20 protein-coding genes are annotated in these 23,118 nt (G+C 59.0%); 11 read left to right on the top strand and 9 right to left on the bottom strand.

Annotated elements, in window-relative coordinates:
* Positions 1 to 43 precede the first annotated feature (43 nt).
* The 6 genes from AC2FLE_RS07670 to AC2FLE_RS07645 form a co-directional block, all read right to left on the bottom strand.
* Positions 44 to 916: an NAD(P)-dependent oxidoreductase gene (locus tag AC2FLE_RS07670; protein ID WP_496696241.1), complete on the bottom strand. Its 873-nt coding sequence runs from the start codon at positions 914 to 916 to the stop codon at positions 44 to 46.
* A 97-nt stretch (positions 917 to 1,013) separates the two neighbouring features.
* Positions 1,014 to 1,403: a Cu(I)-responsive transcriptional regulator gene (gene cueR / locus AC2FLE_RS07665; protein WP_142635768.1), complete on the bottom strand. Its 390-nt coding sequence runs from the start codon at positions 1,401 to 1,403 to the stop codon at positions 1,014 to 1,016.
* Positions 1,400 to 3,880, bottom strand: a complete 2,481-nt coding sequence (locus tag AC2FLE_RS07660; protein WP_496696239.1) for a heavy metal translocating P-type ATPase — start codon at positions 3,878 to 3,880, stop codon at positions 1,400 to 1,402. The genes cueR and AC2FLE_RS07660 overlap by 4 nt, the downstream gene beginning before the upstream one ends.
* A 103-nt stretch (positions 3,881 to 3,983) precedes the next feature.
* Positions 3,984 to 4,145, bottom strand: a complete 162-nt coding sequence (locus AC2FLE_RS07655; protein WP_496696238.1) for a hypothetical protein — start codon at positions 4,143 to 4,145, stop codon at positions 3,984 to 3,986.
* Positions 4,146 to 4,192: 47 nt separating this feature from the next.
* Positions 4,193 to 4,813, bottom strand: a complete 621-nt coding sequence (locus tag AC2FLE_RS07650; RefSeq protein ID WP_496696236.1) for a pyridoxamine 5'-phosphate oxidase family protein — start codon at positions 4,811 to 4,813, stop codon at positions 4,193 to 4,195.
* A gap of 12 nt (positions 4,814 to 4,825) precedes the next feature.
* Positions 4,826 to 5,290 (bottom strand): nuclear transport factor 2 family protein, encoded by a 465-nt coding sequence (locus AC2FLE_RS07645; RefSeq protein WP_496696235.1) that lies wholly within the window; start codon positions 5,288 to 5,290, stop codon positions 4,826 to 4,828.
* A gap of 296 nt (positions 5,291 to 5,586) precedes the next feature.
* Between AC2FLE_RS07645 and AC2FLE_RS07640 the strand changes: the two genes are divergently transcribed.
* Positions 5,587 to 6,162, top strand: coding sequence for a TetR/AcrR family transcriptional regulator (locus tag AC2FLE_RS07640; protein WP_496696234.1), 576 nt, complete (start codon positions 5,587 to 5,589; stop codon positions 6,160 to 6,162).
* 106 nt (positions 6,163 to 6,268) lie between these two features.
* Positions 6,269 to 7,426 (top strand): acyl-CoA dehydrogenase family protein, encoded by a 1,158-nt coding sequence (locus AC2FLE_RS07635; protein ID WP_496696232.1) that lies wholly within the window; start codon positions 6,269 to 6,271, stop codon positions 7,424 to 7,426.
* 55 nt (positions 7,427 to 7,481) lie between these two features.
* Here AC2FLE_RS07635 and AC2FLE_RS07630 read toward each other — a convergent pair whose 3' ends face one another.
* Entirely contained in the window at positions 7,482 to 8,375 is an 894-nt protein-coding gene (locus AC2FLE_RS07630) for a LysR substrate-binding domain-containing protein (RefSeq protein WP_496696230.1), read from the bottom strand.
* A gap of 98 nt (positions 8,376 to 8,473) precedes the next feature.
* Between AC2FLE_RS07630 and AC2FLE_RS07625 the strand changes: the two genes are divergently transcribed.
* From AC2FLE_RS07625 to AC2FLE_RS07610, 4 genes are read left to right on the top strand one after another with little or no spacing between them, the layout of a single operon-like run.
* On the top strand, positions 8,474 to 9,643 hold the full coding sequence (locus AC2FLE_RS07625; protein WP_496696228.1) for a pyridoxal phosphate-dependent aminotransferase: 1,170 nt from the start codon (positions 8,474 to 8,476) through the stop codon (positions 9,641 to 9,643).
* Between the two features lie 10 nt (positions 9,644 to 9,653).
* Positions 9,654 to 11,846 (top strand): dehydrogenase E1 component subunit alpha/beta, encoded by a 2,193-nt coding sequence (locus tag AC2FLE_RS07620; protein ID WP_496696226.1) that lies wholly within the window; start codon positions 9,654 to 9,656, stop codon positions 11,844 to 11,846.
* Positions 11,843 to 12,877, top strand: coding sequence for an ACP S-malonyltransferase (locus tag AC2FLE_RS07615; RefSeq protein WP_496696224.1), 1,035 nt, complete (start codon positions 11,843 to 11,845; stop codon positions 12,875 to 12,877). The genes AC2FLE_RS07620 and AC2FLE_RS07615 overlap by 4 nt, the downstream gene beginning before the upstream one ends.
* 41 nt (positions 12,878 to 12,918) lie before the next feature.
* A complete protein-coding gene (locus AC2FLE_RS07610; protein WP_496696222.1) occupies positions 12,919 to 14,187 on the top strand; it encodes an NAD(P)/FAD-dependent oxidoreductase in 1,269 nt (422 codons plus the stop codon).
* Here the strand turns inward: AC2FLE_RS07610 and AC2FLE_RS07605 are convergent.
* On the bottom strand, positions 14,174 to 15,079 hold the full coding sequence (locus tag AC2FLE_RS07605; protein WP_496696220.1) for a LysR family transcriptional regulator: 906 nt from the start codon (positions 15,077 to 15,079) through the stop codon (positions 14,174 to 14,176). The genes AC2FLE_RS07610 and AC2FLE_RS07605 overlap by 14 nt on opposite strands.
* 76 nt (positions 15,080 to 15,155) lie before the next feature.
* Here AC2FLE_RS07605 and AC2FLE_RS07600 point away from each other — a divergent pair, with 76 nt between their 5' ends.
* The 5 genes from AC2FLE_RS07600 to AC2FLE_RS07580 all read left to right on the top strand — a co-directional run bounded on the left by AC2FLE_RS07600 (position 15,156) and on the right by AC2FLE_RS07580 (position 22,332).
* Entirely contained in the window at positions 15,156 to 18,368 is a 3,213-nt protein-coding gene (locus AC2FLE_RS07600; RefSeq protein WP_496696218.1) for a reductive dehalogenase, read from the top strand.
* A 128-nt stretch (positions 18,369 to 18,496) separates the two neighbouring features.
* On the top strand, positions 18,497 to 19,363 hold the full coding sequence (locus tag AC2FLE_RS07595; protein ID WP_496696216.1) for an FAD binding domain-containing protein: 867 nt from the start codon (positions 18,497 to 18,499) through the stop codon (positions 19,361 to 19,363).
* A complete protein-coding gene (locus AC2FLE_RS07590; protein WP_496696215.1) occupies positions 19,360 to 19,839 on the top strand; it encodes a (2Fe-2S)-binding protein in 480 nt (159 codons plus the stop codon). The genes AC2FLE_RS07595 and AC2FLE_RS07590 overlap by 4 nt, the downstream gene beginning before the upstream one ends.
* A complete protein-coding gene (locus tag AC2FLE_RS07585; protein ID WP_496696213.1) occupies positions 19,839 to 22,094 on the top strand; it encodes a xanthine dehydrogenase family protein molybdopterin-binding subunit in 2,256 nt (751 codons plus the stop codon). Before AC2FLE_RS07590 ends, AC2FLE_RS07585 begins: the two co-directional genes overlap by 1 nt.
* On the top strand, positions 22,087 to 22,332 hold the full coding sequence (locus AC2FLE_RS07580; RefSeq protein ID WP_281972450.1) for a MoaD/ThiS family protein: 246 nt from the start codon (positions 22,087 to 22,089) through the stop codon (positions 22,330 to 22,332). Before AC2FLE_RS07585 ends, AC2FLE_RS07580 begins: the two co-directional genes overlap by 8 nt.
* Here the strand turns inward: AC2FLE_RS07580 and AC2FLE_RS07575 are convergent.
* Entirely contained in the window at positions 22,329 to 23,036 is a 708-nt protein-coding gene (locus AC2FLE_RS07575; RefSeq protein ID WP_496696211.1) for a lysophospholipid acyltransferase family protein, read from the bottom strand. The genes AC2FLE_RS07580 and AC2FLE_RS07575 overlap by 4 nt on opposite strands.
* Between the last annotated feature and the right edge of the window lie 82 nt (positions 23,037 to 23,118).

The raw sequence follows: 23,118 nt of genomic DNA, 5'->3' as shown, positions 1-23,118 counted from the left end.
TGGCCCTGCGGGCCAAGAGGGGGCAGACAGCCCCCTTTTCCCGTTACCCCAATGCGCGCAACCGTTTAATAAGCGAGGACGTATCCCACCGATTCCCGCCCATTTTCTGCACATCCTTATAGAACTGATCAACCAAAGCCGTCACCGGCAGGGATGCCCCTGTTTCATCTGCGGTATCCAAGCAAATTCCCAGATCCTTGCGCATCCAGTCCACCGCGAAACCGTGCTCAAAATGATCGTCCAACATGGTTTCATAGCGGTTCGCCATCTGCCAACTGCCTGCGGCCCCCTGACTGATCACTTCCACAACCGCCCGGCCATCCAGCCCGGCTTTTTCGGCAAAATGCAGTGCCTCGCTGAGGCCCTGAACCAGTCCGGCAATGGCGATCTGGTTGCACATCTTGGTCATCTGACCGGCGCCACTGTCCCCAATGCGGCGACAGATTTTGGAATAGACCTGCATAATGGGCTCGGCCGCGTCATAGGCAGCCTGATCCCCCCCGCACATGATCGACAGAACGCCGTTTTCAGCCCCGGCCTGACCGCCCGAAATCGGCGCGTCCACAAAGGCAATCCCTGCGGCTTTGCCCGCGCCATAAAGCTCTCGGGTTACCTTTGCCGAGACGGTCGTATGGTCGACGAAAACCGCGCTGCTTGACATTGCGCCGAAGGCACCATCGTCGCCGGCGCAGACCATGCGAAGGTCATCATCATTGCCCACACAAGCCATGACAAACTCGGCTCGCTCAGCCGCCTCGCGCGGGGTAGCGGCCATTGAGCCGCCATATTGGGCGACCCAAGCCTCGGCCTTAGCGGTGGTTCGGTTGAAAACCGTGACCTCATGACCTGCAGCCTGCAGGTGGCCGGCCATTGGATATCCCATGACACCCAAACCAAGGAACGCAACTTTTGCCATTTGGTGAACCTCTCTGCTGTCCAGGCCCGGTCAGATGCCGCAAGCCGGATTGTTTGGCAGAGACAAAGCAAAGCTGAAGACAAAGGGCAACCCCGTGTCAGGGTTGTCCGCCCAAATCCTTCAGGATCGGACAATCAGGCCTGTCGTCGCCGGCGCAGGCGTCAATTAAATGACCCAACGTATCGCGCATCGCATTAAGGTCGGCGATCTTCGCTTCGATCTGGACCATATGCGCGCGGGCAACCTTCTTCACATCTGCACTTGCGCGGGTTTCATCCTCATACAAGGCCATCAGGGTCCGGCAATCTTCGATCGTAAATCCCAATGCGCGGGCCCGGCCCAAAAAGTTCAGTTTGTGCACATCCTGACTGCGGAACCGGCGATAGCCATTATCATCGCGCAGCGGTTTGATCAGTCCGATATCTTCGTAATAGCGGATGGTCTTGGCCGGGAGACCGGTTTGGTTGGAAACGTCGCCGATATTCATGACGTCACCATTTGTTGAGCCGCCGTATGTGACCCCTCGGGCAGGCTGGCGCGAACCCTGCGAAGTCGCAACGCGTTGGTGACGACAAAGACGCTGGACAAAGCCATGGCTCCAGCCGCCAGAACCGGGGAAAGAAGCGGGCCGCCAAAAGGATACAGAATCCCGGCGGCGACAGGGATCAGCAAAACATTATATCCAAACGCCCAGCCCAGATTCTGTTGGATATTGTTCATGGTCCGGCGACTGATTTCAACTGAATTGGCAACCGCGCGAAGATCGCCCGACATCAGCACCACATCCGCCGTTTCAATCGCCACATCCGTGCCAGTTCCGATAGCAATGCCGACATCCGCCGCAGCCAATGCCGGGGCGTCGTTGATCCCGTCTCCGACAAAGGCCAGCTCTCCGAACTGGTCGCGCAGGGCGTTGATTGTGGCGAGCTTTCCGTCCGGCAGGACCTCGGCTGTGACATGATCGATGCCCAGCTTGTTTGCCAAGGCCTGCGCAGTCAGGGCGTTGTCCCCGGTGACCATCGCCAATGTCAGGCCCATCGTGTGCAGCCTGTGCAAAGCTTCGATCGTGCCCGGTTTGACCGGATCCGAGACCGTAAGAAGTGCCGCAGCCTGACCGTTGATCGCGACGAATACGGGGGTTGCCCCTTCGGCGGCATGCTGGTCGGCCTGTTGGCTCAACGCGGATAGATCAATGCCGTTCTGCGCCATTAATCTGGGTGAGCCGATCAACAGATCGTGCCCATCAACGGACGCGCGGGCGCCCAGCCCAGTCAGCGATTCAAAGCCGGAGATAGGGGGCAGGTCCGCCGGTCCGGCCCGCGTGATCGCCGTGGCAATCGGATGCTCGGACCGCGCCTCAACCGCAGCGGCCAGCCGCAGAACAGTATCGCGCTCAAACCCGTTCGTGGTCGTGACATTCGCCAGTTCGGGGCGCCCCAGTGTCAGAGTCCCGGTTTTGTCCAAAGCAATGATCTTGGCCTGTTGCAACTGCTGCAAAGCATCGCCTTTGCGGAACAGCACGCCCAGTTCAGCCGCGCGCCCCGTGCCCACCATGATCGACGTCGGAGTCGCCAGCCCCATGGCGCAGGGGCAAGCAATGATCAAAACCGAAACCCCTGCGACCAGCGCCATCGGCAAGGCAGGCGCAGGGCCAAAGATCAGCCAGATCGCAATGGTCAGTAGGGCAACGCCAATCACAACGGGAACAAACCACGCCGTGATCCGGTCGACTAGCCCCTGTATCGGCAACTTGGCACCCTGAGCTTGCTGAACCATCTGGATCACCTGCGCCAGCACCGTTTCGGACCCAACCCGCGTGGCGCGCACGCGCAGCGCGCCCGTGCCGTTGACCGTGCCCCCTATCACCTGATCTTCGGCCGATTTCCCTATAGGAACGGGTTCGCCGGTAATCATGCTTTCATCCACGTATGAGGTGCCGTCCAACACCTGAGCATCGACTGGGACGCGCTCTCCGGGTCGGATCTGCAGCACATCGCCAACCAGTATTTCGGATATGGGTCGATCGACCGTGCCCCCGTCCTGTTCTAGCCGGGCTGTTTTCGGTTGAAGCCCGACCAGTTTGCGAATGGCGGCCCCGGTCCGGCCTTTTGCCCGCGCCTCCATCGCGCGACCCAGCAGGATAAGGACCACGATGACCGAGGCGGCCTCGTAATACACATTTGCACTGCCTTGCGGCAGAACCTGAGGCGCAAAGGTGGCCAGGACGGAATACAGATAGGCGGCACCGGTTCCCATCGCGACCAGCGCATTCATATCAGGTGTCCCGCGCAGCAAGGCCGGGATACCCTTGGCATAGAACACCCTTCCGGGGCCGATCAGCAGAACTGACGTCAGGACAAACTGGATGATATGGCTGGTCTGAATCCCGATTATCGCCTGAACCCAGTGATGAAAGGCTGGGATCATGTGCCCGCCCATCTCGAGTATGAACACGGGCAAAGCCAGCGTTGCAGCGATCAGGGTCGTACGAATCAGCGCAGAGGCTTCGCCCGGTTTGTCATCGTTGCTTTCGGCCATCCTGGAAGGGTGCGCCGGATAGCCCGCTTTAGTGCTTTGCTGCGCCAGCTTCACAGGATCAGTTGCCCCGTCGGCAAAACGAATGGTCGCGGTTTCAGCGGCCAGGTTGACCCGAGCACTTATGACGGCCGGATCTGCGCAGAGTGCTCGTTCAATCCTTGCGACGCAAGAAGCACAACTCATTCTGTCAATCTGCAGAACAGCTTCTGCCACTGACACCGGATAACCAGCTTTGTCCAGCGCGCCGGTCAGGTCGCTGATCGGCCCGTCATAAGTGACCTGTGCAGTCTCGGTTGGGAAGTTGACCGAAGCCTCGGTAACCCCGGGAACATTGCGCAACGCAGATTCCACGCGGCCTACGCAGGATGCGCAGTTCATTCCGGTGACCTTCAGTCTGATAGCATGTGGGGTGGCCAATCGACTCATCCTGTCCTGTTTCCAACCCTAGATGGGGGTTCCAGTCACAGGAAGGTCAAGGGCAGAGATCATGATTCAGGCACAATCTCTTGTTTCGAGGGCCGTACGGTTCTTAGTCTTGGGTCAGTTTTTCCAGCAGCAGCGAATTATAAAGCGCGGGCGGGGATGTCCGAACAGCTTCGGGAGATGCGAAAAATCCCAGCATAAGAAAGGCAATCGACAGAGCGAAACCAAACAGGACTATGAAGGCTCGGTGCAGCGTTAACGTTATCATGGTGTCAGTCCTTGAATCACAAGTTGGGGAATGCTTGGCACTGGGGTTTATTTCTTATTTTCCAGTTCCCGTTTCAGCCGGTCATTTTCCGCCTGAAGTTGGGCCAGCTGCTGGCCCAATTCGTTCAGGTGGGGGCGCAGCTCGGCCTCGGTGAATCGTGGGGTAATGTGACTTGGGCAATTCCAGTCCAGACCTTCGACCTTGATAATGACGGCGCGCTCGGCCGGGGTCTGGGTGCCTTCAGGGGAGAGGCTGGCAGCCGCCGCAGCGCCTTCGGCAATTTTGACACGCCCAAGTATTTTCAGGCGTCGCTGGTTGGCATAATCCATCAGGATCAGAGCAACCCGGTCATTGCCATCCAAATTCCCGCGCGAGATATACTGTTTGTTGCCCGAAAGATCAGCATACCCGATGGTCTGCGCATCAAGTACTCGTAAAAACCCCGCGGGTCCGCCACGATACTGCACATATGGCCAGCCGGTCTCGGACACGGTTGATTGGTAGAACCCGTCGCGGGCCTCGATGAACACTTTTTCGGCGGCTCTGATTTCGTGACCCTGCACAGGGCCGCTTTCCAGGAATTTCGCATAGGTTTTCGCCGATCCCATCCTTTCTTGATGGGTGAGAACAGCAGACGTGAAGGTTAGTTTGGAAAAAGCACGTGGCATAATAGGTCCTTTCTACAGGCCCAGATCAGACAGGCCGGGATGGTCGTCAGGGCGTGGACCAAGAGGCCAAAGGAAAACCCGATCCTGTTGCCTGATCGGAAGGTCGTTCAGCGAGGCATGACGTTTGGCCATCCGACCATCCCTATCGAATTCCCAGTTCTCGTTACCATATGAGCGGAACCACTGGCCGCTGTCGTTCCGCCATTCATAGGCATAGCGCACGGCAATACGGTTTTCCGAATAGGCCCAGAGTTCTTTGATCAGCCGGTACTCCTGCTCATTTCTCCACTTGCGGGTCAAAAGCGCGTGAATTTCAGCATGGCCCGCGACAAACTCAGCCCGATTCCGCCATTGGCTGTCCTCGGTGTAGGCGGGCGTCACGATATCCGGATCGCGGCTGTTCCAAGCATTTTCAGCCATGCGGACCTTTTGTGTAGCGGTCTCAGCAGTGAATGGCGGCAGAGGGGGGCGGTTCATGTCATGATCCTTCAGGTTAGCGATGCAGCGAGCAGCGCAAGGGTCAACAGAAATGGGATGTACTGGCGGTTGAAGGGGCTGGTACGGCGTTTCATGACGGCTCCATAGTTAACTGATCGGTACATCGTGTCGTTAAGGTGTACTGATCGGTACCTCTTTGCAAGGGGCGCCTGTAAAATATCTAAAATTTTTCTCTATCCAGGTGGAAAATAAAGAGAATTTCCTGAACATTGGTGGCCCTTGCGGATTATGGAGGGTACAATTATGTACAGATCGGTACGTATAGGAGGCGAATCATGCGCCCAAACAAAAGGGATGAGCTGGTCCGCAAGGCCCTGAAGGTCTTTTATCGTGACGGTTTTCATGCGACCGGCATGGACAAGCTGGTGGCTGAGACGGGTGTGTCGAAGACTTCGATGTACAAACATTTCCGCACCAAGGAAGATCTGATTCTGGCGGCTTTGCGTCTGCGGGACGAGAATTTCCGCAACTGGTTCATGCGTCGTGTCGAGGAATTGGCCCACACCCCTGCGGACCAGTTGATTTCAAGCTTTGATGCACTGGGCGAGTGGTTCGCCGAAGACGGGTTTCGCGGCTGCATGTTCATCAAGGCTGGCGCCGAGTTCCAGGAGAAAGAGCACCCGATCCACGTGCAGGCGGCGGAGCACAAGCGGTTGTTGTTGGAATATTTCACGGATCTGGCCCGCAAAGCCGGTGCCTTCGACCCTGAAAGCCTGGGATGTCAGATTCTTCTGCTGAAAGAAGGGGCAATCGTGACGGCGGTTCTGTTGAAAAGCTGTGATCCCGCGCAAGATGCCAAAGCTGCAGCGCGGGTCTTGCTGGAAAACGCGTTGGCCGCACCGATCCCGTGACCCGGCGAAATCTTCCAAAAGACGTTGCGTAGCGTTTCATCCAACGCATTGGATTACTTGGCGGTCCAAATTACGCTGGCAGCAAGTTGATCTTGGAGGATGCGCAATGTCTCTTATTACCCCTACATCCAGCTGGGTGTCCGAAGAGCACCAGATGTTTGCCGAAATGGCGAACCGTTTCATGCAGGACGAACTGGTGCCCAATATCGAGCGCTGGACCGAAAACGGGGTTGTTGATCGTGCGTTCTGGCGCAAGGCCGGTGACATGGGACTGATGGCTGGCGCGATCACCGAAGAACACGGTGGTGTCGGTGGTGGCATGGGATTTGATGCTCTGACCATGTACGCCCAGACCTCGCACGGAGATTCCGGTTGGGGCTATGCGATCCAGTCGATTGTCGTCCACTATATCACCGCTTATGGCAGCGAAGATCAAAAGTTGAAATGGCTGCCGAAACTCGCCTCGGGCGAGATGATCGGCGCGCTGGCCATGACAGAGCCCGGAACCGGTTCGGATGTGCAGTCGATCCGCACAACTGCGGAAAAGAACGGTAACTCATACTGTCTGAACGGGTCCAAGATCTTTATCACCAATGGGCAATCTGCGGACTTGATCCTTGTGGCCGCAAAGACCGACAAGACCCAAGGGTCGAAAGGGGTATCGTTGGTCGCGGTCGAAACGCAGGGCGCAGATGGGTTCCGCAAGGGGCGGAACCTCAAGAAACTGGGCATGAAGTCCAATGACACGGCCGAGCTGTTCTTTGAGGACGTCAAGGTCCCGATGACAAACCTGATTGGTGCGGAAGAGGGGCAGGGTTTTTACCAGATGATGCGGCAACTTCCCTGGGAACGCCTGACGATTGCAATCGGTGCCCTGGGTGCGATTGATTTCGCGATTGCCGAAACAGTTAAATACACGCAGGAGCGCAAAGCCTTCGGTCAGCGCGTGATGGATTTCCAGAATACCCGCTTCAAGCTTGCCGAGTGTAAAACCAAGGCCGAAGTGCTGCGCAGTTTTGTCAACGACTGTATTGCCCGGCTTGAGGCTGGAACTTTGGATGCATCGACCGCGTCGATGGCCAAATACTGGGGGTCTGAGGTGCAGAATGAGATCATGCACGAATGTCTGCAGCTGTTTGGTGGCTATGGGTTCATGATGGAATATCCGATTGCTCGGCTTTACGCGGATGCGCGGGTTCAGATGATCTATGGCGGGACAAATGAGATCATGAAGGAACTCATTGCTCGGTCGTTGGACACATAATCCTGTTCGGAACGCTCACTCCCCGCAGTTTTCTAGGGTGGTCGGAATGGCCCGGTCACGAGATTTGGTCGACTTGGCCTTGCAGCCAAGAACAGAACGACTTCAGCGGCTCGGATGCCACCCGGGATTGCGGCCAGACCAGAAAGAAATCGCCCAGACTGACGCCTGGGCCTTTCCAGGCGGGAACGAGTCGCCCGGTTTTCAAGTCGTCTTCGACCAGATAGCTGGGCAGCAGCGCCACCCCAAGCCCATGAATTGTGGCTTGTCCCATAGTCGAGAATTGGTCGAACAACATGCCGCCAAGCGCTGATGCCACAAGCCCTTGTGCGGCAAACCATTGCTCCCAGGCATCAGGGCGCGTTTCCAGGTGCAGCAGCGGGGCATTCAATAGCCAGTCAATCTGTTCCGGGTTTTTGGGCAGAATTTCCGGGGCGCAAACCGGTACAACGTTTTCACGCATGATCGGCAGGTAGTTGACGCCGTGCCAATCTCGACGCCCGAAATGAATCGCGGCGTCGAAATGTTCCGTTTCGAAATCGAAGGGGCGAAGCCGGGTGTTCAGATTGACGGTCACCTCGGGATGTCGGCGGGCAAAGTCCTGAAGACGCGGCGCCAGCCAATGCATCCCAAACGCTGGCAGGATCGACAGGTTCAGCGATCCTCCGGTCGGATTGGCTCTGAGTTTTAGGGAGGCCTGCGCCAGTTGGTGCAAGCTTTTGCGCGCGACCTGAACGTATTCTTTTGCCGCCGGGGTAAGCTGCAGCCGCATCTGGGTTCGCTGGATCAGTTCGATGCCCAGCTGTTCCTCCATCGACTTGAGCTGTCGGCTGATGGCGCTTTGGGTCAGCGAAAGCTCTTCCGCTGCCGCCGATGCACTGCCAAGGCGGTCAACGGCCTCGAGTGCCAGCAGAGAGGGGATAGACGGCAGAAAACGACGGGGGGCGATCATATGATAATTCCTCATACCTTTCGGATGGAATATCACTGGCTTTTGGGGCCCGCCAGCCCGATACCAAATGAATATTTTGGTCAAGAGAGACGTTGGCAGTGTCCAGGCAAATCGCAGCAGATAGTTTTAGGCGTGCAGACAGGCTGCGCGGGATTGAGTTGTCAGAGATTGTTCAGATCTCTGAGCAGGCTGCGCGCCTTAAGGCGCAGGGTGTCGATGTGGTCGCGCTCAGCACCGGTGAGCCTGATTTTCCGACCCCTGAACATGTGGTCGAAGCGGCCCATCAAGCGGCGCTGGCCGGGCAAACACGGTATCCTGCGACGGCAGGGGCGCCGGACGTTCGGGCGGCTATCGCCGTCGGGGCCAGTGTCCAGCCGGAAAACGTGATCGTCTCGACCGGTGCTAAACAGGTTTTGTCCGGGGCGCTGATGGCCACGCTCGATCCCGGGGATGAAGTTATTACCGCGGCGCCGTTCTGGACCAGCTATGCGGATATTGTCAGGCTGTCCGGCGGTATTCCGGTTGTCCTGGACTGTCCGGTTTCTCAGGGGTTCAAGCTGACCCCAGCACAGCTTGAGGCCGCAATTACGCCGCGCACTCGCTGGCTTTTGCTGAACACGCCCTCAAACCCGACCGGCGCGGTCTATACTGAATCGGAAATGCAGGCTCTGGGTCGTGTTTTGGACAGGCATCCCAATGTTTGGGTTATCTCGGATGAGATTTACCAACACCTGACCTATGTTCCCTTCACGCCATTTGTTCAGGCCGTGCCGCATCTGGCGGATAGAGTGCTGACCGTAAATGGAGTTTCCAAGGCCTATTCGATGACCGGGTGGCGGATCGGTTGGGGAATCGGGCCATCACCCTTGATCAAGGCGATGACCGCTGTTCAGGGGCAGATTACATCAGGCGCATGTTCCATCGCGCAGGCGGCAGCATTGGCTGCGATTACCGGGCCGCAAACGCTTTTGGGCGAACGCCTGCAGGCGATGCGGGTGCGCCGTGATCTTGTGGTTGCTGGGTTGAATGCCGCGGGTCTGGAGTGTGCCGTTCCGGATGGCGCGTTCTATGTCTTTCCCAAAACACCGGCTGAAATGCCGGTCGATCACGAATTCTGCCGGTATCTGCTGGACGAAGTCGGGGTGGCACTGGTGCCGGGGCGTGCCTTTGGTTTGCCGGGCCACCTGCGGCTTTCTTTTGCTTACGCCACCGAAAGCCTGCAAGAAGGGTTGCGGCGCATTTCTGTTGCGACCACCAGATTGAAGTAGAGGGGCCGCCATGGATCGCGCTCAGATCGTTCATGAGAATTTCCTGACACGTGTGGCGCAGCACCACCTGCCTGACGGCGCCGCACCGCGACCGGGATTAAGCAACGCCGATGCGGTGTCGCTGTACCGGTCTCAGGTTCTCAGCCGGGCACTGGACCGTACCAGCCGCGCAATGCAGAAGGCGGGGCAGGGGTTCTATACCATCGGCTCGTCCGGGCATGAGGGCATGGCGGCTGTCGCCCACGCGCTGCGGCCCACGGACATCGCGTTTTTGCACTACCGAGATGCCGCGTTTCAGATCGCGCGTTCCGAGCAGGTGCCGGGTCAGCAGATCGCCTGGGATATGTTACTGAGTTTCGCCTGCTCGAAAGAGGACCCGATCTCGGGTGGTCGGCACAAGGTACTGGGCTCGAAGGCACTGATGATCCCGCCGCAGACCTCGACAATTGCCAGTCATCTGCCCAAAGCTGTGGGTGCGGCCTATTCCCTGGGTGCAGCGCGGCGGCACCCGCCCGAACATCGCGAACTGCCACAGGACGGGATCGCCATGTGTTCCTTCGGGGACGCATCGGCCAACCACTCGACTGCGCAGGGGGCGATCAATACGGCCGGATGGACCAGCGTTCAGTCGACCCCTTTGCCCCTGTTGTTCGTCTGTGAGGATAATGGGATCGGTATCTCGGTCAAAACGCCAAAGGGATGGATTCAAGCGTCGATGCAGCACCGGCCGGGGATCAAATATTTCCAGGCCAACGGTTTGGATATTTTCGAAACCTATGCGGTTGCGAAAGAGGCGGCGGAATACGTGCGCACTCGGCGCAAACCGGCTTTTCTGCATCTAAGAACCGTTCGGCTTTATGGCCATGCGGGGGCGGACGTCCCGACGACCTATATGGCTAAATCCGAAGTCGAAGCTGATGAGGCAAATGATCCGCTGCTGCATTCGGTGCGGCTGTTGGATCAGGCCGGGGCGCTATCGTCGGATCAGGCGCTGAAGATATATCAGGATACTTGCGCTCGCACCGACAGGATCGCGGCAGAGGCCGTGACCCGCCCGCATCTGACCACCGCGTCCGAAGTCATGGCCAGCTTGATCCCGCCAAAACGCTCCTGCAAACCCACCAATGGTCCGGGGGCCGAGGCCCGTGCAGCCGCTTTTGGCGGCGACATGCGCGCGATGGACGACCCCCAGCCGATGAGTCGTCTGATCAACTGGGCGCTGACCGATCTGATGCTGGAACACTCCGAGATCGTGTGCATGGGCGAAGATGTGGGGCGCAAGGGTGGCGTCTATGGCGTGACCCAAAAGCTGCAACAGCGGTTCGGCCCGGATCGGGTGATCGACACGCTGTTGGACGAACAGTCCATTCTGGGGCTGGCCATTGGTATGGGGCATAACGGCTTTGTCCCGATCCCTGAAATTCAGTTTCTGGCCTATCTCCACAATGCCGAGGACCAGATCAGGGGCGAGGCCGCGACCTTGCCCTTTTTTTCGAACGGGCAATTTACCAATCCGATGGTCCTGCGGATCGCCGGGCTGGGATATCAGAAGGGTTTCGGGGGGCATTTCCACAACGACAACTCTCTGGCCGTTCTGCGCGATATTCCGGGTGTGATCATTGCCTGCCCCTCGACCGGTTCGGACGCGGTGCAGATGCTTCGAGAATGCGTAAGGCTGGCCCGCGAAGAGCAGCGCGTCGTGGTATTCCTGGAACCCATTGCGCTTTATCCGATGCGCGACCTCCATCAGGCACAAGATGCCGGATGGATGACGACCTATCCTTCGCCGGATCGCAGCATCCGCCTGGGCGAGGTCGGGGTACAGGGGGACGGCACCGATCTGGCGATTGTGACCTATGGCAACGGCCACTACCTGTCGCAGCAAGCCTTGCCCGAACTTGAGGCCGCAGGGATCCGAACCCGGATTATCGACATGCGATGGTTGGCTCCATTACCTGCAGAAGCGTTGCGCGAGGCCACCAAAACCTGTGCGCATATTCTGGTCGTTGACGAATGCCGCCGGACCGGGAGCCAGTCAGAGGCGTTGACAACTTTCTTCGTCGAAGAAAGCCCCGACACCCCAATCGCCCGCGTTGTGGCGGAAGACAGCTTTATCGCGACCGGGCCTGCATATGCTGCGCCATTGCCGTCAAAGGTTAATATCGTCGCCGCCGCGCTCAATCTGACTGGAAACCGCTCATGACCCGTACCGCCGTTGTGATCTGCCCGGGTCGGGGCACCTATAACAAAGCCGAGCTGGGTTATTTGCACCGTCATCACGCAAGCCGGATGCAGATGTTTGGCAATTTTGACGCTATCCGTGCCAATGCGGGGCAAGAGACGGTCACGGAGCTGGACGGTGCCGATCGGTTCACGGTCAGCAAGTATTCGCGTGGAGATGTGGCCTCACCTCTGATCTACGCGGCATCTCTGGCTGATGCTCAGGTGCTGGCCGATGACATTGAAGTGGTGGCTGTCACCGGCAACTCGATGGGCTGGTACATCGCCCTCGCCGTCGGAGGCGCGGCGTCGCCCGAGAATGGCTTTCGTGTGGTGAACACAATGGGGACGCTGATGCAGGACCACCTAATTGGTGGGCAGCTCGTATACCCGTTTTCAGACGATAGCTGGGTGGCTGATCCTCAGCGTAAGGCTGAATTGCTGGCGGATGTGGCGCGGATCAACGCGCAGGACGGTCAGGTTCTGGCATTGTCGATTGATTTGGGCGGAATGCTGGTTCTAGCGGGTAACGAAGAGGGCTTGCGCGCGTTCGAGGCATCGTGGCCGAGTGTGCAAGACAGGTTCCCCATGAGGTTGGCAAATCACGCCGCATTTCACACCCACCTTCAAGCTCCGGTGGCTGCGGAAGGGCGCACGCAACTTGGTGCGGAGCTGTTCAAACAGCCTGACCGGCCTCTGATCGACGGGCGTGGCAAAATCTGGTGGCCGGGTGCGACGGACACGCAGGCACTGTGGGATTACACCCTGGGACATCAAGTGACCGCGGCCTATGACTTCACCCGCGCAATCCAGACCGCCGCGCGCGAATTCGCGCCTGACCTGTTCATCGTGACAGGCCCCGGAGCGACTTTGGGCGGTGCCGTTGCGCAATCGCTGGTTCTGGCCGGGTGGCAGGGGATGTGCGATCGGGCAGCGTTTCAGTCGCAGCAAGAGGCGCGGCCTTTCCTGATCGCGATGGGGCGTGAGGATCAAAGGGCTCTTGCGACGACCTGATCCCGCGTCCTAATGGTTTTTGACACCGCAAGGAGTCCGCATTGAGCGACTACGATCAATCCCTTTGGCTACACACCTGCCGCGAGCATGTGGAGAGCGCCCCGCTGACCAGCGATTTGTCTGTGGACCTTGCGGTGATCGGCGGCGGTTATACTGGCTGTTCCGCGGCTTTGACGGCCGCACGGGCCGGAGCCTCGGTCTGTGTGCTTGAAGCGCAAGAGATCGGGCATGGTGGGTCTGGGCGCAATGTGGGGCTGGTCAATGCCGGGCTCTGGGTACGACCTACTGAAATCTGCGCTCATCTGGGGGATGCGGCCGGGACACGTCTGATCGAAATCCTTGCGGCGGCCCCAAGTGAAGTATTCAGCGAGATCCAGACACATGAGATTGAGTGCGAGCCGATGCGCAAGGGCACGTTGCATTGTGCGCATTCTGGCTCTGGTCTTGCTGATTTGAAAATACGCCATGCACAGTTGCGTCAGGCAGGCGCTCCGGTCGAGTTGCTGTCGTCGGACAAGACGTACCAGCGCACGGGCAGCGCCACCTTTCGTGGAGCTCTGTTCGACCCGCGCGCCGGAACGATCCAGCCGATGGCATATGTGCGTGGTCTGGCCCGCGCGGCTGCCGCAACCGGGGCACGCGTTCACACGCACAGCCCAGTGATGACGATGCGCCATGTCGATGGCCAGTGGCTGTTGGAAACCCCGCAGACCACGGTGCGCGCCAAATCAGTGATCCAGGCCACCAACGCGTATCATCGGAACCTGCCCGATACGGCACCGGCCTATGTTCCTGTCTCGTATTTTCAATTCACTACTGCGCCGTTGTCCGACAATCTGCGCGCGAGTATTCTTCCCGGAGCCGAAGGATGTTGGGATACCGGCCTGATCATGACCTCTTTCCGAATGGATCACGACGGGCGCTTTATCCTCGGCGCAATGGGCAATCTAGAACATGCGGGCAGCGCCGCGCATACCGGATGGATCAAGCGCAAACTGTCAGAGCTTTATCCTCAGCTTGCGGATCAACCCTTGCAGCAGGGATGGCATGGCCGCATTGCGATGACCTCGGACCACATTCCCAAGATCACCCGGATCGGACCGGATGCGGTTTCGATCCATGGCTATTCAGGCCGGGGTATCGGGCCGGGCACGGTGTTTGGCCGTATGGCGGCTGAGAGCCTTTTGGCAGGGGATCCGGCGTTGCTGCCAGTTCCCGCTGTGGCGGAACATACTGAACGCTGGACCCGCCTGCGTCACGCCTACTTTGAAACCGGTGCTGCACTGACCCATTTGATCAAGGCGCGCTGATGTCAGCTGCTATGGCTTCGATCCTTCTGCGCAGCCAACGATGCGCCGGGTCATTGGCCGACCTTTGGTGCCAGACCATGTAAAGCGGAACCGGGGTGCATTCGAAGGGCAAATGCGCACAGTCCAACCCGGCCAGAGGACCTTGTCTCATCAAGGCGGTATCGGTCGAGATCAACGAGCTGCCCCGCACAAAGGCCGGTATCGCGTTGAAATGGGGCAGGGTAACAATCGGCGCTCTGATCTGGCTTTGATCAACACCCCGCATGACGGCACGGGCGTTGCGACCATCGGAAAAGCGCACCTCGATATGGTCGCTCTCGCAGTAGGTCTGCCAACTGTTTGGCGGGGTGCAATGGCCGGCATCATAAAACATCATCAGCGGGCTTTCGAGCAGCCGTTTCTGGTAAATGTCCGGCCCATCCGGCGGCAGAGGGGTGACCATCAACTGACACCGGTCGCTGCGCAACAGGTCCGGATCGGGAACGCCCGATGGGATGAACTCCAACCGTAGCCGTGCACCCTCGGCGCGTGTGTCGCGCAACAGCCTTAGGAATATCACTTCGCGTGGCATGTCATTTGTGGCGATGCGAATGTCGATCTGTTCGGATAACGGGTCAAAGGGGCGACCGTCGGTCAAGGCACGCATCCCGTCCAGCACCGTTTGAATAGGGTCCTTCAGGGACAAGGCCCGTTCGGTCGGGGTCAGGCCCTGACCTGAACGTACAAACAACGGATCGCCCAGCACCTGCCGCAGTTTGGACAGCGTGTGGCTGATTGCCGATTGCGTGACCCCCAGCCGATCGGCTGCTTTCGAGACCGAGCTTTCCTCGAGTATTGTCAGAAAGACCCGCAGGACTTTGCCGTCCAAATCAGTGAAATCATTTTTATTCATATTATTTATGATTAAGTATGAATGGTATTGCTGTCTACCGGGCGTTAAGGGTCAGACGGGCAAGGGGAGGCACGCTATGGGAATCCGTTTCTTTTCAGACCGGAACAGGCCAGTTCATATGGGCGGCTACCCGCTTGAGCGGTTGGCGCGGCAGGACACAATGCCGGACCTTTCGCAGGTGACGCCTATGGGCGATCTTAGCTTTCGCCGACCCGACAAACCCCAAAGCATCGTTAATGCGATGGGTGAATTTCAGGCTATGATGGATGCGATCCGCAACGGGCTGGTGAACACGGCAATGGCCGATATCCCGCCAGAGCCGCGCGAACGTGCCAACCATTTAAAGGCCTTTGGCTATTTCAACGATGCGTCGATGATCGGATGCGGTCCGCTGCCGTCCGACGCGCTGTTATCCGCGCCACGCCGTAATCCCGATATCGACCGGCTGTCAGATGCCTTAAGAACTCGGCAGACCAAAACACTGGCCTCGGGTATTGACGTCATCATGGCGGATTTGAAAGACAGTATCGAGGCTGCACCCAAACCGATTGACAGCCACCGCCATGCAATCGTGTTCCTATATGAACACAACCGTGACCCGGACCCGTCCGAGCCCGGAGCCGATTGGATCGTGGATGCGCAGGATCATCGCGCTTGTTTGTTGGCGACCGAAAATGCGGTGGTTATTGCCAACTACATCCGCCTGCTTGGCTTTGATGCGCGGGCGCATACGGCGATGTCGTCGGATGTTGATCTGGGCAAACTGGCGGTCGCTGCGGGTCTGGCCACGGTTGAAGGCGGAAAGCTTGTCGCCCCTTGGCTTGGGACTCGGTACGGGCTGGCCGTAGTGACGACCGAGATGGAGATCGCCCATGACCGCCCGCTGTGCCCGATGGCCCAGCAACCGCGGTTTCGCACACAAGGGCCAGCATGGTGGTTGGGGGCGGGTTTTGCCAAGAATGCGCTGAACCGCGACTCCTATGCCAAACGGCGCTATGTCGACGGCGCGCATCCTTTCGAAAAGCTTAAGCGCGTCGAAACGCCGACAACTTATATTGATGAGGAAAACGTTGCACGCGTCCCCAAACGGGCTGACATGTTTGCCCGGGCGCAATTCGGCGACATGGGAAAGTCCATGCAGGACGCCGCCAAGGGAGGGCATTACGTGCGCAAGGCGGCCCCCAGTTTCGCGCAACGGCGCGCGCTGGGCGCGTTTGTTCTGCTGCAGGATGGCGACAGCGCCGAGACAGCGCCGCCGACAGATGCCGCCCGGAACGCCGCTAATATCAAGGCCACGACCTATTTTCTGGGTGCGGATGCCGTCGGTCTCAGCCGGTGCCCCGATTGGGCGTGGTATTCACATGATGCCGCCGGAGAAGAGATCACGCCGCCGCATGATCAAGCCATCAGCATGATCATTGATCAGGGTTACGAGACCATGGAAGGGTCCAGTGGCGACGACTGGATTGCAGTGGCCCAATCCATGCGCGCCTATCTGCGGTTCTCGCTTTTGGGTGGGGTCGTAGCACAGCAGATCCGCAACCTTGGGTACAAGGCAAAGGCCCATACGGTGATGGATGGCGAAGTGCTGCAGCCTCCGCTTTTGCTGTTGTCGGGACTGGGAGAGGTCAGCCGGATTGGCGAGGTCATCCTGAACCCCTATTTGGGCCCGCGTCTGAAATCCGGTGCGGTCACAACAGATATGCCTCTGGCTCATGACAAGCCGATAGATTTCGGACTGCAGAGTTTTTGTGAAAGCTGCAACAAATGCGCGCGAGAATGCCCCTCGGGGGCGATCACCGCCGGGCCAAAACTGATGTTCAACGGCTATGAAATCTGGAAATCCGACAGCCAGAAATGCGCCACTTACCGGGTGACAACATCGGGTGGTGCGATGTGCGGGCGGTGCATGAAAACCTGCCCATGGAATCTGGAAGGCATCTTCAAGGAACGTCCCTTCCGCTGGGCCGCGATGAACTTCCCCCAAGCTGCGCCAGCGCTGGCGAAACTGGACGATGCGGTGGGCAATGGTGGCTTGAACGACACCAAGAAATGGTGGTGGGATATCGAATTGCAGCCCGACGGAGCGTATCGCCCGACCCAGCATCCGCTGAACCGGCGCAACCTGCAGACGGACCTTGCCTTGAAATATGAGGATCAGACGCTGGCGGTCTATCCCGCCTATCTGGCCCCGCATCCCTGGCCCTATCCTTTTGCCATGGACCGCGAAGCCGGGATTGCAGCTTATGAAGCGATGGTCACGGCAGAGGAGTACAAGGCACGCAAGGCCGCCGGGGACATGTCTGTTGTTCACAGCTATACGATCGCCGGGGATGCTCCCGTCATGCGGGTCGAGTTGAGCAAGGTCGACCGGATGACCGATGATGTGACCAAATATGAGTTCGCGACACTGGATGGCGCGCCGCTCCCCCTCTGGACGGCAGGGGCTCATCTGGACGTGCTGGTCGCGCCAGAGTTCCTGCGGCAATATTCAATGTCCGGCAATCCGGCGAACGCAGCGACCTATCAGATCGGTGTCTTGCGCGAGGATGAGGGGCGGGGCGGCTCGGCCCTGTTGCATCGGATTTTTACCGAAGGGCGCAAGGTTTTCATCTCGAAACCGATCAACCATTTCGAACTGGATGAGACCGCCACCAGGACATTCCTGATGGGCGGCGGGATCGGTATCACGCCGATGATCGCTTTTGCCCACCGCTTGCACAGTCTGGGCAAACCCTTTGCGCTGCATTACTCGGCCAGTACCCGCGCCGGGGCGGGGTATCTGGACGATCTGGCTGCAATGCCCTGGGCCGATCACGTGCACTATCATTTCTCGGACGAAGGCACGCGCGCTGATTTACAGTCAATCCTGTCGGGATATCAGGCAGGTTGGCATGTCTATACCTGCGGCCCGGATCGGTACATGGAAGGCGTGATACAGGAAGCGGAACAGCAAGGCTTCCCCGATGAGGCGCGGCATCTGGAGTATTTCTCGGTCCCCGAGCAGCCCGAATATGAGAACCATTCTTTCACGCTGAAACTGGCCAGATCGGGGCGAGAGCTGCAAGTTCCCGCCGACAAACACGCGGCGCAGGTGCTGAACGAAGCCGGAATTCAGGTCGATGTGAAATGTTCGGACGGAATTTGCGGCGTCTGTAAATGCGGTGTGATTTCGGGTGAAATCGAGCATAGGGATTTCGTGCTGTCGAACAAGCAGCGCGAAGGCGCAATCATCCTGTGCCAAAGCCGTGCTGCGGACCCGGACGGGGTGGTCGAGATCGACCTCTGATCCGAGGTCTGGAAACGACATTTCGGGATCGAAAAATAGGTCGTTCTTGCCATGGACGTCAGTGTGTTGCTGCACTAACGTCCCTGCGAACCCCAGTGGATCCTGACCAACAGGCGCGAGGTAAAATCATGGATTATCACAGCCCTGCCAGCTTTGCCGAGGCGTCGGCTCTGGCAGAAAATGCAAAAGGCGTTACACGGTTTCTTGCCGGTGGCACCGATGTTCTGGTGCAGTTGCGCTCGGAATTGGTGACGCCTGATACATTGATAGACATCAAGAAAATCAATGGCGTAAGCGATATCACCCGCAATGCTGACGGCAGCTGGACGCTGGGCGTGGCGGCGACGGGTGCGGAAATGAGCGAACATCCCGGGTTGGGCCTCGACTGGCCCGGCGTGGTCGAAGCGATGGATTTGATCGGATCGACTCAGGTGCAGGGGCGGGCGACGCTGACTGGCAACCTGTGCAATGGCTCGCCTGCGGCGGATTCGGTGCCAGCCATGGTGGCAGCGGGCGTGACCGTGACAGTAACCGGACCAGGTGGCACCCGTGAGGTTGCCGTCGAAGATATTCCGACCGGCCCGGGCAGAACGTCCTTGGCCAAGGGTGAACTGATCTCGGCGGTCAATATTCCTGCACGCGGGGAAAACGGAGGTGATGCCTATCTGCGGTTCATCCCCAGGACCGAGATGGATATTGCGGTGGTTGGCGTTGGTGTGAATCTCCGTCTGGGCGGGGATACCATCACCGAGGCCCGCGTGTCGCTGGGCGCTGTGGCTCCGACTGTTCTGCTTGTCGAAGACTGCGCCAAGGCGATCATGGGCAGCACCCTTGACGATGCTGCATTGGACGCGCTTGCCGCTGCCGCATCTACTGCCTGTAACCCGATCGACGACAAGCGCGGCACAATCGCATTCCGTACCGAAGTGGCCGGGGTTCTGGCCAAACGCGCCGCGAAAATCGCCTATGCCCGCGCCAAGGGAGAGCAAGCATGAGCAAGTTCCACGTATCCACCACCGTCAATGGTGACACGGTCGAATACCTGTGTGACCCACGCGAGACCCTGCTGGACTGTCTGCGCGACAAGCTGAACCTGACCGGTGCGAAAGAAGGCTGCGGCACCGGCGATTGCGGTGCCTGCTCGGTAACTGTCGATGGCCGTTTGGTTTGTTCCTGCCTGATGCTTGGGATCGAAGCAGAGGGTAAACAGATCGAGACGGTCGAAGGTATTGCAGACGGGGACATTTTGCATCCGCTGCAGAAGAAGATGATTGAATATGCTGCTCTTCAATGCGGTATCTGCACCCCCGGTATTCTGGTCGCGGCCAAATCGTTGCTGGAAAAGAACCCGAACCCGACCGAGGAAGAGACACGGTATTGGTTGGCTGGTAATCTCTGCCGCTGCACTGGGTATGACAAGATCATTCGCGCCGTGATGGATACAGCGGCTGAACTGCGGGAGGCTTCATAATGGCACTCGACGATCGCAAATCTGAATTCACTTTCGTTGGTACCCGACCGAACCGCCCTGACGGGCTGGACAAGGTCACGGGGCGCGCGAAATTTGGCGCTGACGCCACCGCGCCGGGCATGTTGCACGGGGCTATTCTGCGCTCGCCCCATGCCCATGCGCGGATCGTAAAGATCGATACCTCCAAGGCCCAAGCGCATAAAGACGTCAAAGCCGTTGTGACCCGTGACGATTTCGCTGAGGTGCCGTTTAAGCCCGGTCTTGAAGGTGAGTTCTGGAACGTGCTGGAAAACGTTATGGCAGGCGAGAAGGCCCTGTATGACGGCCACGCGGTGGCAGCTATTGCGGCAACTTCGGCGCTGTCGGCGCGTGATGCACTCAAGCTGATTGAGGTCGAATATGAGGTGCTGCCCCATGTGACCGATGTCGACAAAGCGATGGCCCCGGACGCTCCGGTTATACGCGAGGGGGCGGCGGATTATTCCGTGCCCGAAGGGATGCACCCGAACGTCGTGCGCTATCACGAAAGCGGGCATGGCAATGTCGAAGCCGGTTTTGCCGAGGCGGATCTGGTCGTTGAAGACAGCTTTGTCACCGAGGCAACCCATCAGGGCTATATCGAACCTCATGCCTGTTTGGCGACGCTGGGAAATGACGGCAAGGGTGAGCTGTGGTGCACCACCCAAGGTCACTGGATCGCGCAGAAAACCTGTGCGGCTTTGCTGGGGATCGAAACATCGCAACTGCGGGTGACGGCGTCCGAGATTGGCGGCGGCTTTGGTGGCAAGACAACCGTATTCATCGAGCCGGTCGCGCTGGCGCTGAGCCGCAAGGCCAACCGGCCGGTCAAGCTGGTGATGACCCGATCCGAGGTATTCCGGGCCACCGGTCCGACGGCCTCCGCGTCGATGGATATCAAGATCGGGATGAAGAAAGACGGCACGATCACCGCAGCGCAAGGCGTGTTCCGCCTGCAGGGTGGGGCCTTCCCCGGCGCGCCGGGTGATATGACGGCCATGTGTGCCTTTGCTCCTTATAACCTAACTAACGTCAAGCAGGTGGGCTATGACGTCATGGCCAACCGCCCGAAACAAGCGGCCTACCGGGCGCCCGGTGCACCGATGGGAGCCTTTGCTGTTGAGTCGGTGATTGACGAGCTGTGCAAGAAACTGGGTCTGGACCCCGTGGACGTGCGTCTGAAAAACGCCGCCTACGAAGGTACGAAGGCCAGCTATGGCCCGCGCTACGAACGCATCGGTCTGGTCGAAACGCTTGAGGCCGCCAAGGCGCATCCGCACTATTCTGCGCCACTGAAACCAGGGCAGGGGCGTGGGATATCCTGTGGATTCTGGTTCAACCACGGCGGCGAGACATCGGTGTCGCTTGCCCTGTCCGAGGACGGCTCGGCCCAGCTGATGGTCGGCACGCCCGATATCGGCGGCTCGCGCGCGTCGATGGCGCTGATGGCAGCCGAGGTTCTGGGCATTCCCTACGAGAATATCCGCGTCACCATCGCGGACACGGCGACGCTGGGATACAATGACGTTAGCCACGGATCGCGCGTGACCTATGCCTCGGGTCTGGCCACGATCAAGGCGGCCCGGCACGCGGTCGAAAAGCTCAGCGAACGGGCGGCGGCCAAGTGGGGCATCCCGGTGGATGCGGTGAAATGGGAAAACGGCTGCGCGGTGCCCTCGGGCCCCAATGCAGGTGATTTCGACCCGATGCCTCTGGCTGATATCACCGCTGATATGGGCGCGACCGGCGGTCCGATCTCGGGCCATTTCGAAGCGACGCCCGAGGGCGCAGGCGTGTCCTTCGGCACCCATATCGTCGATGCCGAGGTCGACCCGGAAACCGGCAAGACCAGCATCACTCGCTATACCGTCATCCAGGACGCCGGTAAGGCCATCCACCCGACCTATGTCGAAGGCCAATATCAGGGCGGCGCGGCGCAAGGTATCGGCTGGGCGTTGAACGAGGAATATGTCTATGGCGAGGATGGTCGTCTGCAGAACTCGATCTTCCTCGACTATCGCATCCCGGTCGCCAGCGACCTGCCGATGATCGACACGGTGATCGTCGAAGTGCCCAATCCCGGCCACCCGTTTGGTGTGCGCGGCGTGGGCGAGACCGGCATCGTGCCGCCGCTGGCAGCCATCGCCAACGCAGTTTCGAACGCGGCGGGTGTGCGGATGAAACAACTTCCAATGTCACCGCCGCGCATTCTGGCGGCGCTCAAGGACAATGGTTGAGGTTCACCTGTGGTCCGGCCTCCGGTCTTTGACCGGGGGTCAGCAGGTGGTCGAGGTCGAGGCTAAAACCACCGGCGAGTTGTTGCAGGCGCTCGCGCGGGTACATCCGCAGCTTCAGGCGCCGATAGATGCCGGTGTATCCATCTCAATCAATGGGCGCGTGATCGCCAGCGGGTTGACCGAACCGATCCCCGAAGGCAGCGAAGTGTATCTGATGCAAAGGCTGCGCGGCGGTTAGCCCTTGGGTAACCAGGGTTCGCGCCCGACCATCCTGTCTGCTTCGGCAGTGATGTCGTTCATATGCGCCTCAAGGCTTAACCGCAGGGTCTCGAGTTCTTCTTCACTGGTCTTGCGGGGAACGTTTTCGGTCCATTCCCGGCACAGAAACACGCCTTTGTTGCGCCAGGGGCGCGGCATCAGCAGGCGATCCCAGGTTCCGGCCTCGCTGCCGTGGCGGGCGGAATAGGTGATACCGAAGACCCGCTTGCCCGAGGTGCGTGCCCAAACCAGAGGCACTGTCGACAGCACCCGTTCCGGACCGCGCGGGCCGTCAGCGGCGATACCGATGGAAATGCCCCGCTTGATCTTGCCGATCACTTCGCGTGACACTGCGATGTTGTTGGCGTTTTTGCTGGTCATGGCGATGGTGTCCATGCCGAACAGTTTCTGCACCCGACCAACCATGCTGCCAGCGCGTGCCGAAGATGTGATCGAGCAGATACGCCCCTTATCCAACGGAAAGAAATAGGGCGATTGTGCCAGTCGCTGATGCCAAAGGACAACGATGACCGGCTCGCCCTGATCGGCCAGTTGGTCCAGCTCTTCATAGCCGATGCGTTGCCATTGGGTGTTGCGGTTGACCATCCGAATATAGCTCGCGATGCGGCGGGCGGTCCAATTCAGGACGGCCTCGCTATCGGCGATTTTCTTGCGGATGCTCACGAATGGTGACCCTCATATTGATCAAACCGTGTCTTATAGAACTCAACGCTATACGCAACTTGTTTGTCGTGCGCATAACTGA

The sequence above is a fragment of the Ruegeria sp. CDSA077 genome (assembly GCF_059612265.1).
The sequence above is the reverse complement of the archived record's forward strand: the minus strand, read 5'-3'. Positions and strand labels throughout refer to the sequence as shown.